This is a genomic window from Sulfitobacter sp. TMED3 (genome assembly GCF_002167505.1).
GTDB classification, from domain to species: Bacteria; Pseudomonadota; Alphaproteobacteria; order Rhodobacterales; family Rhodobacteraceae; genus Sulfitobacter; species Sulfitobacter pontiacus.
In genome coordinates this window covers 1-15,646 of record NZ_NHBI01000067.1, presented here as the reverse complement: position 1 = coordinate 15,646, position 15,646 = coordinate 1, and the positions used below count along the sequence as shown (strand labels likewise).

The window sequence follows — 15,646 nt, the reverse complement described above, 5'->3', positions numbered from 1 at the left end:
AATTGTAACGGAACGCAGGCAAAGCACCCCGCGGCGGCGCACGCACTGTCGGCTCACCTTCGAATCGCGGGCGAAACCTGCCCAAACCGGTGCAGCCCCCTTGCCCCATATTGCGGTATGCGCGATAGCTGCGGGGACCAATGCAGGGGGCCGCCATGAAAATCGCCACGTTTAACATCAACGGGATCAAAGCGCGGATCGACGCCCTGCCTCAATGGCTCGACGACGCGCAGCCCGATGTCGCCATTCTGCAAGAGATCAAATCCGTCGACGAAGGCTTCCCGCGCGAGCTGTTCGAGGATCGCGGCTATAACGTCGAGACCCACGGGCAGAAATCCTTTAACGGCGTCGCGATCCTGTCAAAGCTCCCGCTTGAGGATGTGACCCGTGGACTGCCCGGGGACGACAGCTACGAACAGGCGCGCTATATCGAGGCAACGGTCGTGGGCGATCATTCTTCGGTTCGGCTTTGTGGGTTGTACCTTCCCAACGGCAACCCCGCGCCGGGCCCGAAGTACGATTACAAACTGGCGTGGATGCAGCGTCTTGAAGACCGTGCGCGCGCACTCTTGGCCGAGGAAACACCGTTTCTGCTGACGGGCGACTTCAACATCATTCCCCAGGCCGAAGACGCGGCAACGCCGGATGCCTGGCGGGAAGATGCGTTGTTTCGCCCTGAATCCCGCGCCGCCTGGCGACGTCTGCTGGCCCTTGGCCTGACAGAGGCGTTCCGCGCGCGGACCCAAGGGCCGGGGCATTACAGCTTTTGGGATTATCAGGCAGGCGCGTGGAACCGCAACAACGGCATCCGTATCGACCATTTCCTGCTGAGCCCTGCCATCGCCGACAGCCTGCGCGACTGCCAGGTCGACAAGGATGTGCGCGGACGCGAGAAACCCTCCGATCACGTGCCCGTCTGGGTGGAGCTTGACCTCTAACGCGGACGCACAAGTGCGGCCCTAGATCACGCCTGAAGCTCCGCGTCCCAATAAAGAAAATCCATCCAGCTATCATGCAGGTAGTTGGGCGGGAATTTCCGGCCCATATTGCGCAGATCCTCGGCTTGCGGCTGGCGTGGTGGTTTGCGCAGCTGAAACCCGGTCTGGTGCAGCGCCTTGGACCCTTTTTTCAGATTGCACGGGCTACACGCCGCAACAACGTTCTGCCAGCTTGTGATACCGCCCGCCGCACGGGGCACCACGTGGTCAAAGGTCAGATCCCCCCGTGCACCGCAGTACTGGCAGCAGAATTCGTCCCTCAGAAATAAATTAAAGCGCGTGAAGGCCACGCGCTTTTGAGGTTTGACATAATCTTTGAGAACGACCACCGACGGGATGCGAATTTGCATCGACGGGCTGTGAACATAGTCGTCATATTCAGCGACGATATCCACCCGATCCAGCCATTTGGCCTTCACCGCTTCCTGCCAGGGCCACAGCGACAACGGATAGTAGGACAAGGGCCTGTAATCCGCGTTCAGCACAAGGGCCGGTTTGTTTTTCAGCCCTGCCGGGCTTCGGGTGAATTCAGTTCTAAAGTCGCCGTCCATTGTTCGATAGCCCCTTGCCGTTCCGCGTCCGGTCCAGCGGGACAGCCCCGCTGATGCTTTCGACTATATCTCGTGGTTTGCGTCTGACAAGTCGCAAACGGATACAAGATGTCGCAGAATGCGTAAGCTGATTACGTAACAGGCATGTGACGGAAACAGCCAATCCGGCCGGGGCCTTCCTGCGGGTCGCGCATGCGCCCGCAGGGGATGGGATCAAAGACCCAGTTTGTCGCGCATAAAGGCCAGCGCCACGCTCAGCCCGTCGGGGGCGATTCCGTGGCCTGTGCCCTTCATGATATGGGCGAAAACGTCCGTCCATCCGGCCTCTTGCAAGGTTTCGGCGGCCTGCGGCAGGGATTGCGGCGGGACAACATCGTCGGCGTCGCCGTGCACCAGCAAGACCGGAGGGCGCACGACCGCTTCGTCTTTCAGGCTCTCGGGCGACAGCAAGCGGCCCGAAAACGCGACAACACCGGCCACGGCATCTTCGCGGCGCGGCGCGACATGCAGCGCCATCATCGTACCTTGGGAAAAGCCAAACAGCACGACCTGTTCGGGCAGCAGATCTTCGTCCACCATCAGCGCATCGAGAAAGGCGTTCAGGTCATCGACCGCCTGCATCATCCCGCGTTCGGCTTCTTCCTCAGAGGAATTATCGATCCAGGGGATCGGGAACCACTGGAACCCCATGGGCGCACCTGCACAGGCTTCGGGCGCATCGGGGGCCACGAACAGCGTGTCTGGCAGATGTTCCCCCAACGGGTCGGCAAGCCCCAGCAGATCGGCACCATTCGCGCCATAGCCATGCAGGAACACGACGGCAGACCGCGTTTCCCCCGAGACCGGTTCGCGGCGCTCTGCGTTTAGTACTCGTGTCATGAAATCCCTTCCCGTTGTTTTGCCACGCGGTAGTACGAAAACAGGATGCGGGCTGCAACCGATCGCCAGGGCGACCAGTCCTGCGCCATGTCCGCAAGCTGCTTCGGCTTTGGTCGCTGGGGCAGATCAAACAGGATTTTTGCGGCCTCTTGCAAGGCCAGATCGCCCTGCGGCAGGATATCGGCGCGGCCCAGCGAAAACATCGCATAGATCTGCGCCGTCCACAGCCCGACACCGGGCACCGCGGTCAGCGTCTCGATCACCACGGCATCAGGCGCGTGCCGCAAGGCGGTATAGTCGATCCCCGCCTCAGCCAACGCCAACACATAGCGGATTTTCTGGCGGCTCAGCCCCGCCGCGCGCAGGCCATCCTCGCCCGCGGCGAGTATCGCCGTCTCATGGGTCAGTCCCGCCGCATCCATCTTGGCACGCATGGCATTGGCCGACGCGACAGAGACTTGCTGGCTGATGATCGCCCCGATCAGCGCGTCAAACCCGTCCGCACGCAACCGCAGTGGCAAAGGGCCAGTCACGGACAAGGCGGTAGCAAACTGCGGCACATGGGCCGCGAGCCTATCAGCCCCTTCGGCGACATCCGCGTCGCCGGTGATTATGCGTCCGATGCTCATCCGGTTGTGCCCCCCGTTGTCAGCGTCTCGACCCAGCGGATCGCCCCATCCGGCGCGGCGACAACCTGCGCGCCGACGGGAGCCGCCGGACGGTCAATGGCAATCACCCGCAGACCCATCGCGCGCGCTGCGTCCAATTTGGGGCGGCTTGGCACGCCACCGACGTTGCGCAGGACCAGCGTATCGATCTGCAAGGCGCGAAACAACGCTTCCTCCGCCGCCCGAGTGAAGGGCGGCTGGCCATAGACGGCTTCGGCAAAGGCGGGCAGCTTGGTTCGGGCCTGCGCGTTGGTCTGCCGCAGATAAAGCCGCGCGCCTGCGAAGGGCGCGTAATCCTCCACCGTTCCGCGCCCCGTCGCGGCAAAGACCCGTGCTTGGGGTCGGATCATCCGTGCCGCTGCCGCGATCGACGCGGCCCGTTCAACCGGTGCCGAGATGTCCCACATGGGCCGCAGGACACGCAGATAAGGCAGCCCCAACCGCGCGGCGGCGTCAAAAGCGATCTGCGAAATATCCGCGTCAAACCCGTGCCCTGCGTCCAGCACAGCGGTAAACTCATGGGCGCGCAGGTAAGCTGCCATCTCATCCACGGTGCGCGGCGACCAGATCTCGGATGGTACGGCCAGCGGTCCAAAGCTGCGCTCTGCCCGCCTTAACACGGCGCGTGCAGAGACGTCGGACTCCGCCATAGCAGCGGCGATCTCATGCGCTTCGGCGCTGCCAGAGATCAGCAGAATATGGGGGCCCCGGTTCATGGCGCGACCATCGTTGACCCCGCCGCCGGACGCAAGGCCCTTGCAGCCCCCGAAAGCCCGGTCTACGCATTCACCATGACAGTGATTGATGACACTCGCGCCAAGCGCAACGTCGCCGTGCTGGTGACCGCGCAGGCCTTTCTTGGCAGCCAGATGCCGATGTATTTTGTGGTCGGCGGATTGGCGGGGCAACAGCTGTCGCCGAACGTCTGCCTCGCGACATTGCCGATCTCTATGATCGTCTTCGGGTCGATGACCACGGCCCCGTGGCTGTCGACGGTGATGCAACGCTTTGGCCGTCGCGCGGGCTTCGTGGCCGGCGCATTTGGCGGGATGACGGGGGCCGCGCTTTGCGCCTATGCCCTGACGATCCAGAGCTTCATGACCTTCCTGCTGGGCAGCTATCTGATCGGCATCTACATGTGCTCGCAAGGGTTTTTCCGCTTTGCAGCGACGGACACCGCATCTGACGCGTTCCGGCCCAAGGCGATTTCCTATGTCATGGCGGGCGGGCTGATCTCGGCCATCATCGGGCCGCAGCTGGTAGGGTTTCTGACCGGAGCAAACGGCGATGCGACGATGATGCGGTTTTTCCCGGTCTACCTCGCCGCGATTGCGCTGAACGCCGTGGGCATGGTGCTTTTCGCCTTCCTCAACATCCCCAAGCCGCCCGTGCCGGCCGTAGATGCCCCCAAGGGCCGCTCCCGGATGGAGCTTTTGAAGACCCCGCGCATCGCCGTCGCTGTGATCTGCGGCATGGTATCCTATGCGCTGATGAACCTTGTCATGACCTCGACCCCGCTGGCGGTTGTGGGCTGCGGCTATGACATCGTGGATGCGTCCCATGTGGTCACAGGCCACGTTCTGGCGATGTATGCGCCGTCGTTTTTCACCGGCCACCTGATCGCGAAATTCGGGGTCGAAAAGATCCTCGGCCTTGGCATCGCGATCCTTGCGGGGGCCGGTGTGGTCGCGCTGCAGGGGGTGGAGCTGAACAACTTCTACATCGCGCTGATCCTGCTGGGGATCGGCTGGAACTTCGGCTTTATCGGCGCGACATCCATGCTGGCCGGTGCCCATGAACCGCACGAGCGTGGCCGCATGCAAGGGCTGAACGATCTGTTGGTTTTTGGCGGGGTGACCTTTGCGTCGCTGTCAAGTGGCGGGCTGATGAACTGCTCCGGCGGCAATCCCGTCGAAGGCTGGGCCGCCGTCAATATCGCGATGATCCCGTTTCTGGTGCTGGCAGGCGGGTCGCTGATCTGGCTGATGCTGCGGCAACGTAGCGCGCGGGTCTAGGGCTACCAACGCCCCGACAAAGCCCGCCACGACAGGGCGAAATCATTCATCGGCGGCAGCTCTCCGGCGCTGACACGCCCGGGGGCGGCGATGGCCGCGCTCAGCACCTTGTCTGCCGCGCCGACGCTATACATCGCCGGTCGCGCCGCTTTCGAGATCTTGCCACGGTTGGCCCGCGCCTGTCGCAACCGCGCCCGCGCCTTTTGGGCCAGCGCCACAACGCCAGCGTCGGTGCCATCCAACAACGGCACACGCCCCTGCTCTACCAGCTGCGGGATCGCGTGCAGCCAAGCCGCCACCCCCGCCCCATAGGCCGCATCGCGCACCGTGGTCTCCTCCGCCGGTCCCAAAGACCGCGCGGCCACCCACATCAGATGGCCCGCGGTCTGGTCGATATAGGCGTCGAAATGGGCGGTATCCTCAAAGGCATCGCGGTAGATATCCCACCGACGCGCCGCGGCCAGCGTGTCCAGCAACACCGCGTCTTCGGGCGAGATGGCCAGTGCAAGGGGTGTCGCAACCTCGTGCCGCCGCACAACGCCACGGTTCGCGATCTCGTCACAGACATCGCGCCACCACTGCAAACGCATCTCGGCGATCATGGTTTCCTGCGTCACCCAGGGCGCGCGCGCCACCTCGATATTAAAGGCATAAAGCGGGAAGAACACACGGCGTGCGGGCACAGGGGCGGCCATGCTGGCGCGAAAGCGCAGCGGATCGGCACGCTCGATAATGGCCGCGCAGGCGCTTAGATCGGCATCAAATTCCATGGGTCCTATCCCTTGCGGTCGCGGATCAGCTTCCAGCGGATCGCGTCCAACAGTGCTTCGAAAGACGCATCGACGATGTTGGCCGACACACCCACAGTAGACCAGCGCCGCCCCTGCCCGTCTTCGCTGTCGATGATCACCCGCGTCACCGCCTCTGTGCCACCTTGCGTGATCCGCACCTTGAAATCCACCAGATGCATATCTTCGAGCAGTGCCGAGTACTGCCCCAGATCCTTGACCAGCGCCTTGCTGAGCGCGTTCACCGGCCCGCGGTCGCAGCCTTCGGCATCCATGCTTTCGCTCACCGACAGACGTTTCTCGCCATCAACTTTCACGACGACAACCGCTTCTGACAGGCTGACCATCTGGTCGTATTTGTTTTTGCGCCGCTCGACGGTCACACGGTAGCGTTTTACCTCGAAGAGATCCGGCATCTGTCCCAGAGCCTTCCGCGCCAGCAGCTCAAAGCTGGCCTGAGCGGTGTCATAGCTATAGCCTTCGGCCTCGCGCGCCTTCACCTCGTCAAGGATCTGCCCCAAGGCCGGATCCCCCTTGGCGATGGTCAAGCCCGCACTTTCCAGGCGCCGGCGCAGGTTCGACTGGCCCGCCTGGTTCGACATGGGAATGATGCGCGTGTTGCCGACCAGCGCGGGGTCGATATGTTCATAGGTGGACGGGTCTTTCAGGATCGCGCTGGCATGCAGCCCCGCCTTATGCGCAAAGGCCGACGACCCGACAAAGGCCGCCTGTTTGGTCGGCACGCGGTTCAAGATCTCGTCCAGCGCACGGCTGATCTGGGTGAGGTTCGCCAGACCGTCTAGCGGGATTCCCGTGTCGAACCGGCTGGCATAGGGCTCTTTCAGCAGCAAAATCGGGATCAGCGTGGTCAGGTTGGCATTGCCGCAGCGTTCGCCCAAGCCGTTCAACGTGCCCTGTATCTGCCGCGCGCCCGCGTCAATGGCGGCCAGCGAACAGGCGACCGCGTTTTCGGTGTCGTTATGGGTATGGATGCCCAAATGATCGCCGGGGATACCTGCGGCGATGACCTCGGCTGTGATGCGCCCGACCTCGGCGGGCATGGTGCCGCCATTGGTATCACAAAGCACGATCCACCGCGCGCCCGCCTCATAGGCCGCCTTGATCGCGGTCAGCGCATAATCGGGATTGGCGCGGTAGCCGTCAAAGAAATGCTCTGCATCGAACAGCGCCTCGCGGCCCTGCGCCACCAGATGCGCGATGGATTTCGCGATATTGTCCGTGTTCTCGTCCAGCGTAATGCCGAGCGCTGCCAAGACGTGAAAATCATGGGTCTTTCCCACCAAGCAGACCGTCCGCGTGCCCGCATTCATCACCGCCGCCAGCACATCATCGTTCTGCGCCGACATGCCGTTGCGCTTGGTCATGCCAAAGGCCGTCATCTTCGCCCGCGTGGTAGGTGCCGCGTCGAAAAAGGCACTGTCCGTCGGGTTCGCGCCGGGCCAGCCGCCCTCGATGTAGTCCACCCCCAACGTATCGAGCGCGCTGGCAATCGTTATCTTTTCGGCGGTCGAGAATTGCACCCCTTGGGTCTGCTGCCCGTCGCGCAGCGTGGTGTCATACAGATAAAGGCGTTCGCGGGTCATCGCAGCGATCCCTCCTTCATTTTGCCAGATAAACTCCGGGGAGCGTGAGGGGCTGGCCCCTCACTCCCGCATGTCGCGCAAGCACCAGCACTGAAAGCGGAGCACGTCACTTCAATGCATCCAGTTTGGCAGGGTCGAAATCTGGCCCTGGCATAACGTCCACACCTTGCTTGCTCATCCTCACCTCGATACCAGCATCAAGCAGTGCAGCTTTGAATGCATCAACTTGAGAGAAATCCTTGCTCTCCATGGCCTTCTGTCGCAGTTCTTCAAGACGACTGGCCAGAGCGGCAAATACGTCAGATACACCGCTTCCCATACTCGAAGTATAAGCAGATCGCGCTTTGTCGCTTAGGAACCCAAGCCAGCGCGCGTGATCAAGCAGCTTTTGTGGTTGCGAGGTCAGCGCATTCAGATAGGTCAACGAGAGATGCGTATTCAAGTCGTCGGCAAGGGCGTCGATCAGTTTCTGATCGGGCTCGAAGGTGGTAGGGTCGCAAGGTTCTAAATCTCGTGTCAGATCCATCCACTTCCTTAACGTCCTCTCCGCCTCGTCCCGTTTCTTCTCGGTCCAGTCCATCGGCTTGCGGNAATGCGTGCTGAGCATGACNAAACGGATCACCTCTCCGGGCACGCCTTGATCCAGCAGATCGCGTACGGTGAAGAAGTTNCCAAGCGANTTGGACATNTTCTTGCCCTCGACCTGCANCATCTCGTTNTGCAGCCAGTAGCGCGCCATCTCGTCGGTNCCATTGGCGCAGCAGCTTTGGGCAATCTCGTCCTCGTGGTGNGGGAATTGCAGGTCCAGACCGCCGCCGTGGATGTCAAAGACNTGAGNTGCGCTCTTCGCCTNNTCCGANAGACGATCCTGACGCAGNGGCTCTTTCCANANCAGCTCGTCCGCCATNGCGGAGCATTCGATGTGCCAGCCGGGGCGGCCACGGCCCCANGGGCTGTCCCACCCCGGCGTCGCGTCGTCCGANGGCTTCCACAGNACGAAATCCATCGGGTTACGCTTGTAGGGCGCAACCTCGACCCGCGCGCCGGCAATCATATCGTCGATCGACCGGCCCGACAGCGCGCCATAGGCTTTGTAGCTTTCGACAGAGAACAGCACATGCCCCTCGGCGGCNTAGGCGTGTCCNTTGGCGATCAGNTCTTCGATCATCGCGACCATCTGCGGAATATAGGCGGTGGCGCGTGGCATGTGGTCGGGCTCAAGCGCGCCGACNNCGGCCATNTCGTCCAGAAACCACTGGGTTGTCTCGGCGGTGATCTCNCCNATNGACCGNCCNCTTTNNGCTGCGCGCGCGTTGATCTTGTCATCCACATCCGTGAAGTTNCGCACATAGGTCACATGGGCGTCNCCATAGACATGGCGCAGCAACCGGTTGAGCACGTCAAACACGATNACGGGGCGCGCATTGCCCAGATGGGCGCGGTCGTACACCGTGGGCCCACAGACATACATCCGCACGTTNTTATCATCAATCGGGGTGAAATCCTCGCGTTTGCGGGTTTTCGTGTTGTGCAGCTTGATCGTGGTCATGGCGCGTCCTTACGCAAGGATTGCGCGGGCATGGCACAGAAATCTCGGGAAGAAAACGATGTGAGCAAGCCCGCCGGAAGGTCTTAGCAGGTAATACAGCAAATAATGAGTGGCATCATCTTCATGCCGTCTGCGTAGCCCGTCCCGCCACTGGCGGTCAAGCCTGATTGACAAATCAACCATGCTCTGCGCCCCTGCGTCTTCAAGTTACGAGGGAGAGACGGCATGCAACTATCATCGCGCATCACAGGGCTGCTTGGCGGCGGATCAGACGGCTGGGGCGTTTTCCTGCGCGCCCGCCAGATGATTGAACAGGGTACGCAGGTGACAGAGCTGACGATTGGCGAACATGACATCCGNACCGCTGCACCGATCCTGCAAGATATGCACCGCGCCGCTTTGGCCGGTCACACAGGGTATGCGGCCATCCCCGGCACCACGGGTCTGCGCGATGCCGTGGCCGCGCGGTTGCAGGAACGTACCGGTGTGCCGACGACGCGCGACAATGTGCTGATCACGCCGGGTGGTCAAAGCGCGCTGTTTGCCGCGCATATGGCGACCTGCAACCCCGGCGATACAGCGCTTTATATCGATCCCTATTACGCCACCTACCCCGGTACGATCCGCGGTGTCAGCGCCCTGCCCCATGCGATCGCCGCCCGTGCGGAGGATGCGTTCCAGCCCCGTGCGGACGTGATTGCCGCCGCTGCGAAACAGACCAACGCCGCGTCGCTGCTGGTGAACTCGCCCAACAACCCCACCGGNGTTGTCTATTCCCGCAAAACGCTTGAAGGCATCGCGCAGGTCTGCCGCGATCACGACATGTGGCTGATCTCGGACGAGGTTTACGACACACAAGTCTGGGAGGGCGNGCANCTCTCGCCGCGCGCGCTGGACGGGATGGCGGAGCATACTCTGGTCGTGGGGTCGATGTCGAAAAGCCACGCGATGACCGGNTCGCGCTGCGGCTGGATCGTCGGGCCNGTGGATGCGATCGAGCATCTGACCAATCTGGCGACCCACACGACCTATGGCGTGCCCGGNTANATNCAGGACGCGGCGTTGTTCGCGCTGAACCAAGGCACCGGTTTCGAGACAGAGATCGCCGCGCCCTTCCAGCGCCGCCGTCTGCTGGCGCAAGACATTCTAACGCGACAGAACGCCGTCAGCCTCGTACCCGCCCAAGGCGCGATGTATCTGATGTTGGATGTGCGCAGCACCGGTATGAGCGGCGAGGATTTCGCCTATGCGCTGCTGGAAAAACACCACATCGCGGTGATGCCCGGCGAAAGCTTCGGGACGGCAGCGGCCGGGCATATCCGCGTCGCGATGACCATCGAGGACACGCGCTTTGCCCAAGCGCTGGCGACAGTATGCGACTTCGCGGAAAGCCTCGCCGCCTGACGAAAGCGTCGCGCGACCGCAGCTACCAACATACGAAAAAGGCCGGAGGATAATCCTCCGGCCTTTTTGACTGGCACATTATTATTTCCTGCCGAGAGCGCCGTTATGCGACGCCCTCGGCAGATACACCGCCAGTTGTCAGCGTGTCAGCTTAGAAGCGGTAGGAACCACGGATGTTGAATGTGGTTACGTCTGCGTCGTTACCGGAAACACCGCTTACGTCGTTAAACTTGTGCTCAAGCAGTTCTGCACCAACGCTGTATTGCTCGGTGATTTTGTAGTCCATACCGACACCATAGAAGGCACCGTCTTCGTCACCCATGGTAGTATCGGCACGAGCGTAACCGCCGGTCGCGTAGATCAGAGTGCTACCCAAGTCGTAACCACCTTTGATTTTCGCACGAGCAACGGAGTCGATGGAACCCTGTGTTACGCCTGCAGCGTCGTTCAGATCGATGTCTGTTTTGTCGTAGTCCAGCTCACCGCCCAATACAAAGCGACCGAAGTCGTAGTTGTAACCAGCGTGGAAACCGTAGGACCCGTTGTCACCTTCCAGACCGTTGTCGACCTCAGCGTCGGAATAGCCCAGTTGCAGACCGGTGTAGAAGCCTGTCCAGTCGCCACCCAGGTCGGGTGCAGGAACGGGTGCGGTCATTACGGGCTCAACCACTGGCTCTGCCAGGCTACCGGCGTATGTTGCGCCAGCGAATGCTGTGGATGCCAGAACGGCTGCGGATGCAAGTTTCATAGTGCGTTTCATAATCGTAACTCCTCGATCAGTTTGTACCGGAGCGGGCGCTTCCCGCTTCATCGACACAACACGGCAGCTAAGATCTGGTTTCGGGATTTCCCAATCACGGGTTGGTGATCGGTAAATTGTTGCTCAAATGCACGGCGTCTCGGCGGCCCGTCGCCGCTATTAACCCTTTCCACCAAGGCTAAAACGCAGTTCCGCGGAGATGCGCCAAAATCACCCGAAATTAAATTTTCAAGAAGATGGAACAATCTGCGCGTAGGCTACAGCGGAAATCCCGCGAAAATGCCGCAAAAAGTGGCGTTTACCCCCCTATGTGCTAGGTAGCGATGCGGCCCGGATGACAGCATGTCCGGCATAATCGAGGCGAAACGAGTATGATCAATTTCTTCATTACCCATATAGAGGTCGTTGGCGTCATCCTTTTGACCCTCGGCGTGGCCTTCATCCTGCTTCAGCAGCGCCGCAGCCCACAATCAACTGCCGCCTGGATCCTGTTTCTGGTGGTGATGCCCTATGTCGCCGCGCCCTTGTTCTTGGCGCTTGGCTTTCGCAAACAGGGTAAACGCTACGAGCCTATTATATTTACCCAGAAAGAAGACCCGCAAACGCCCGTGCATGCGCTGGACGAGATGTTCCAGAGCTTCAACCTGCCCCCCGCGCTGGAAGCACAGCGACTGAACCTGCATGATACACCGCAAACCGCCTATGCCGCCGCGATGGAAGTGATCGAGAGCGCGACACAGACGATTGATGTGCTGTTCTATATCGTCTCGGACGATGACACCGGTAATCACGTGGTCGACGCCCTGACCGAAAAAGCCCGCAACGGCGTCAAGGTGCGCCTGCTGATGGACCGGCTTGGCACCTTGCGCGGGCCCTCCAAGGCGGTCAAGGCGCTGCGCAAGGCCGGCGGCGAGGTGCTGTTCTTTTCGCCGATCCTGCAACTGCCCAGCAGTGGCCATCTAAACCTGCGCAACCATCGCAAGATGATCATCGCCGATCATGCCCGTGTCTTTTCGGGCGGGATGAACATTGGCGAACACTATATGTCAGACCACCCGCACAGCGATCACTGGGTTGATCTGGCCTTCACCCTTGAAGGGCAATCGGTACAGACTTTCTGCGATGTCTTCCGCTCGGACTGGGAAGTCGCCTGTGGTGAAGACGTGGATCATATCACAACGCCTGCCCCCACCACCGCGGGCAATGCGACGGTGCAGTTGATCCCCTCGGGCCCTGATATTGTCGAAGACCCGCTGCACGACGGGATCATTCGCGCGCTGCATCTGGCGAAAACCCGTATCTGGATCGCCACCCCCTATTTCGTCCCGACCGAGCCGCTGGCCAATGCGCTGCGCATCGCGGCGCTGCGCGGCGTGGATGTGCGTATTCTGGTGCCGCAGAAGTCGAACCAGCATATCGCGGACTTCGCCCGTGGCGGCTATCTGCGCGATGCGCATACCGCAGGGGCCAAGGTCAAATACTTTGAACCTGCGATGATCCACGCGAAAGCCGCGCTGATTGACGATGTAGCGCTTGTGGGCACGGCGAATTTCGACGTGCGCAGTATGCTTTTGAACTTTGAGGCGATGTTGTTCGTTTATGATGCACGCAGCGTGTCAACCCTGTCGGACTGGTTCACGGCCCGCGAGGCAGACTGCCACGAGAATATGCCAAGCCCGCATTTGCCCCGCCGTCTGGCCGAGGGCGTCTTTCGCATAGGAGCACCGATCTTGTGACCCAAGCCCCCCTTCGCATCGCCAGCTACAACATGCGCAAGGCCATGGGCACCGACCGCAAACGGGATCCCGCCCGCATCCTGCGCGTGATCCAGACGCTCGCGGCGGATATCGTTGTGCTGCAAGAGGCCGACATGCGCCTTGGCCCCCGCCCCTCGGCGCTTCCCATGGATCAAGTGACGGCGCAGACCGGTTTGATCGCGGTGCCTGTCCCCAGTGAGGTCAGCATCGGATGGCATGGCAACGCCGTCTTGCTGCGCCCCGAGGCAGAGCTGATCGAGGTCAAACACCTGAACCTGCCGGGGATGGAGCCGCGCGGTGCGATGGTGGTGGATTTCGACCTGCGCGATGTCCCGCTGCGCATCATCGCCACCCATCTGGGGCTGATGCGCCGGTCGCGGCGCGCTCAGCTTTCCGCGCTCATTGCCCATCTNGATGCGCAGTCNAAACGNCCGACGTTGATCGCGGGCGATATGAATGAATGGTCGCTGAACGTCGGGCTTGGGCGTCTGGCGCATCACTTTGACATNTANGCACCGGGNAAAAGCTATCANGCGCGCNTGCCTTTGGCCGCACTGGATCGCATCGCGGTGGATGACGCGCTGCATGTGATTGACGGTGGCGTCTGCGAGACTGANGATGCGCGCCGCGCNTCGGACCACCTGCCCATCTGGCTGGATTTCGCGCGTTCTACNGNTCAGTAGAGCGCGCGAANTCAGCTAACTTATCAGNTGAGGNTTTTAANCNAAACNACTGATANCCAATACACAAANGCCACACTTAAACCANTTTATGAAGTNCCGTCAGAGCANTTTCCGCAGCCGCGCCTCCTCTGCGCGCGCCTGTTCGATAGCGGCGTGTTTCACCGGNCCNTAGCCCCGAATATCCATCGGCAGTGCCAGCAGCTCTTGTACCGTCTTAACCGTTGACTCGTCGGTCTTGGCGGGCAGCTCTGCCAGCAAGGCTTCGTACCAGCGGATCAGCGCCACTTCTTCGCGACGTTCCTGAGTGTAGGAAAACACATCCAGCGCCGTGCCCCGTAGCGGACGCAGCCTCGACAGTGCGGTCAANACCGGCGNGAACCATGCACCNAACGCGCGCTTGACGGGNCGNCCCCGCGCGTCCTTGCGCAAAGACACGATCGGCGGAGCCATATGGTAGTTGATCTTGAACCCCGGCTCGAACTCCTGCGCCAACATNTCGGCAAAGGCAGGATCGCGGTGCAGCCGCGCGACCTCGTATTCATCCTTGAACGCCATCAGTTTGAACAGGGCCTTGGCCGCGACCTCTGTCAGCGCTTCGGCATGGGCGGCGGGCACGGCGGCGCGGAACTGCGCAANCCTGTCGCGGTAGCGCTGCGCGTAGCTGTCGTTTTGATAGGCCCGCAACCGGTCGGCCCGNTCCGCGATCAACGCGGCGCTGTCCAAGNCTGGCTGTTCGCTCGACGGCANGGCCAGCGCGTCAGGCGTTTCCGCCATCACGCGGCCCAGATCAAAGGCGCGATGNTTCTTGTCGATNGCCACGCCGTTCANCACGANCGCCTGCCGCAGCGCNCCGTGGGACACNGGCACCAGCCCTTTCTGCCACGCGAANCCCAGCATGATCATATTGGCNAAAACCGTATCGCCCAGAAACCGTTCTGCCATCGCATTGGCATCGAAACCGGCAAGGTTTTCANCCCCCACGGTATCGCGGATCACGCTCTCGCGCTGGTCGGTGTGCAGCTGCGCGTCACGGTGCAACACCAGATCGCCCGTGGGCATTTCGGCGAGGTTCAACACCACCTTGGTCGCGGGCCCATAGTAGACCGACGCCTGCGCNGCAGAGGAAACGACGATNTCNCAGCCAATCACCGCATCCGCCGCCCCGTGATCAATGCGCACCTGATGGATCGCATCAGGGCGCGCGCCGATCCGGATAAAGCTAAGCACCGTGCCGAACTTCTGCGCGAANCCGGTGAAATCCAGCACGCTGGCCCCCTTGCCCTCCAGATGCGCGGCCATGGTGATCAGCGCGCCGACCGTGATCACGCCGGTGCCGCCNACGCCNGTGACCAACAGATCAAAGGGCGCATCAAGGCTGGGCAGTTCGGGACGCGAGATNCCCGCCAGCAGCGCGTCCACATCGACCTCTGCCCCGGTTTTCTTACGCCGCACCGCGCCTTCAAGGGTGACGAAGCTGGGGCAGAACCCGTTCAGACACGAGAAATCCTTGTTGCAGCTCGACAGGTTGATCTTGCGCTTGCGGCCNAGATCCGTCTCTAGCGGNTCGATGCTCAGACAGTTGCTTTCAAGCGAGCAATCGCCGCAGCCCTCGCATACAGCGGGGTTGATGAAGGCAAAGCGTTTGGGGTCCTCCATCTGCCCGCGCTTGCGGCGGCGGCGTTTCTCGGTNGCGCAGGTCTGTTCGTAGATCAGCACCGACACGCCTTTGACCTCGCGCAGTTCGCGCTGCACGNTGTCCATCTCTTCACGNGNGTGAAAGCTGGTNCCTTGGGGGAAATCGCCGCGNTCGAATTTGTCGATCACATCCGACACCAAGGCGATGCGCTGGACCCCTTCNGCACGACAGGCCTGCGCGATNCCGGTCACGCTGATCGGCCCGTCCACCGGNTGCCCCCCGGTCATGGCCACNGCNTCGTTNTANAGGATCTTATAGGTGATATTNGTCCCCGCTGCGACAGCCTGCCGAATG

General features: G+C 61.6%; 14 protein-coding genes. 5 read left to right on the top strand and 9 right to left on the bottom strand.

Annotation, left to right across the window (positions count from 1 at the left end):
- The first annotated feature begins 155 nt into the window (after positions 1–155).
- Positions 156–938: an exodeoxyribonuclease III gene (gene xth / locus CBB63_RS15410; protein ID WP_286699768.1), complete on the top strand. Its 783-nt coding sequence runs from the start codon at positions 156–158 to the stop codon at positions 936–938.
- A 26-nt stretch (positions 939–964) separates the two neighbouring features.
- On the opposite strand, the gene CBB63_RS15405 is transcribed toward xth, so the two are convergent.
- From CBB63_RS15405 to CBB63_RS15390, 4 genes are all read right to left on the bottom strand, one after another.
- The gene (locus CBB63_RS15405) at positions 965–1,549 is read right to left on the bottom strand and encodes an HNH endonuclease (protein WP_005853809.1); all 585 of its coding nucleotides are present in this window, start codon (positions 1,547–1,549) and stop codon (positions 965–967) included.
- A gap of 213 nt (positions 1,550–1,762) precedes the next feature.
- Positions 1,763–2,428, bottom strand: coding sequence for an alpha/beta hydrolase (locus tag CBB63_RS15400; protein WP_005853810.1), 666 nt, complete (start codon positions 2,426–2,428; stop codon positions 1,763–1,765).
- Positions 2,425–3,057 carry a DNA-3-methyladenine glycosylase family protein gene (locus CBB63_RS15395; protein WP_286699767.1) on the bottom strand — a complete coding sequence of 211 codons (633 nt, stop codon included), beginning with the start codon at positions 3,055–3,057 and terminating at the stop codon, positions 2,425–2,427. The genes CBB63_RS15400 and CBB63_RS15395 overlap by 4 nt, the downstream gene beginning before the upstream one ends.
- Complete coding sequence (locus CBB63_RS15390; RefSeq protein WP_286699766.1) at positions 3,054–3,812, bottom strand: precorrin-6A/cobalt-precorrin-6A reductase; 759 nt, start codon at positions 3,810–3,812, stop codon at positions 3,054–3,056. The genes CBB63_RS15395 and CBB63_RS15390 overlap by 4 nt, the downstream gene beginning before the upstream one ends.
- A gap of 75 nt (positions 3,813–3,887) precedes the next feature.
- On the opposite strand from CBB63_RS15390, the gene CBB63_RS15385 reads away from it, so the two are divergent.
- Entirely contained in the window at positions 3,888–5,111 is a 1,224-nt protein-coding gene (locus CBB63_RS15385) for an MFS transporter (RefSeq protein ID WP_037944406.1), read from the top strand.
- Between the two features lie 2 nt (positions 5,112–5,113).
- On the opposite strand, the gene CBB63_RS15380 is transcribed toward CBB63_RS15385, so the two are convergent.
- From CBB63_RS15380 to cysS, 3 genes are all read right to left on the bottom strand, one after another.
- Positions 5,114–5,881 (bottom strand): squalene/phytoene synthase family protein, encoded by a 768-nt coding sequence (locus tag CBB63_RS15380; RefSeq protein ID WP_286699765.1) that lies wholly within the window; start codon positions 5,879–5,881, stop codon positions 5,114–5,116.
- A gap of 5 nt (positions 5,882–5,886) precedes the next feature.
- Positions 5,887–7,503, bottom strand: coding sequence for a citramalate synthase (gene cimA / locus CBB63_RS15375; protein ID WP_286699764.1), 1,617 nt, complete (start codon positions 7,501–7,503; stop codon positions 5,887–5,889).
- A gap of 106 nt (positions 7,504–7,609) precedes the next feature.
- Complete coding sequence (gene cysS, locus CBB63_RS15370) at positions 7,610–9,052, bottom strand: cysteine--tRNA ligase (protein WP_286699763.1); 1,443 nt, start codon at positions 9,050–9,052, stop codon at positions 7,610–7,612.
- 225 nt (positions 9,053–9,277) lie between these two features.
- On the opposite strand from cysS, the gene CBB63_RS15365 reads away from it, so the two are divergent.
- Positions 9,278–10,456 (top strand): pyridoxal phosphate-dependent aminotransferase, encoded by a 1,179-nt coding sequence (locus tag CBB63_RS15365; RefSeq protein ID WP_286699762.1) that lies wholly within the window; start codon positions 9,278–9,280, stop codon positions 10,454–10,456.
- A gap of 151 nt (positions 10,457–10,607) precedes the next feature.
- Here the strand turns inward: CBB63_RS15365 and CBB63_RS15360 are convergent, their stop codons facing one another.
- Positions 10,608–11,216, bottom strand: a complete 609-nt coding sequence (locus CBB63_RS15360) for an outer membrane protein (protein WP_037953726.1) — start codon at positions 11,214–11,216, stop codon at positions 10,608–10,610.
- Positions 11,217–11,587: 371 nt separating this feature from the next.
- On the opposite strand from CBB63_RS15360, the gene CBB63_RS15355 reads away from it, so the two are divergent.
- Together CBB63_RS15355 and CBB63_RS15350 are read left to right on the top strand one after the other, a co-directional pair.
- A complete protein-coding gene (locus CBB63_RS15355; protein ID WP_286699761.1) occupies positions 11,588–12,952 on the top strand; it encodes a phospholipase D-like domain-containing protein in 1,365 nt (454 codons plus the stop codon).
- Between the two features lie 32 nt (positions 12,953–12,984).
- Complete coding sequence (locus CBB63_RS15350) at positions 12,985–13,656, top strand: endonuclease/exonuclease/phosphatase family protein (RefSeq protein ID WP_502695955.1); 672 nt, start codon at positions 12,985–12,987, stop codon at positions 13,654–13,656.
- Between the two features lie 99 nt (positions 13,657–13,755).
- On the opposite strand, the gene CBB63_RS15345 is transcribed toward CBB63_RS15350, so the two are convergent.
- Positions 13,756–15,646, bottom strand: a 1,891-nt coding sequence (locus tag CBB63_RS15345; RefSeq protein ID WP_286699759.1) for an indolepyruvate ferredoxin oxidoreductase family protein, incomplete at its 5' end; no start/stop codon positions are given.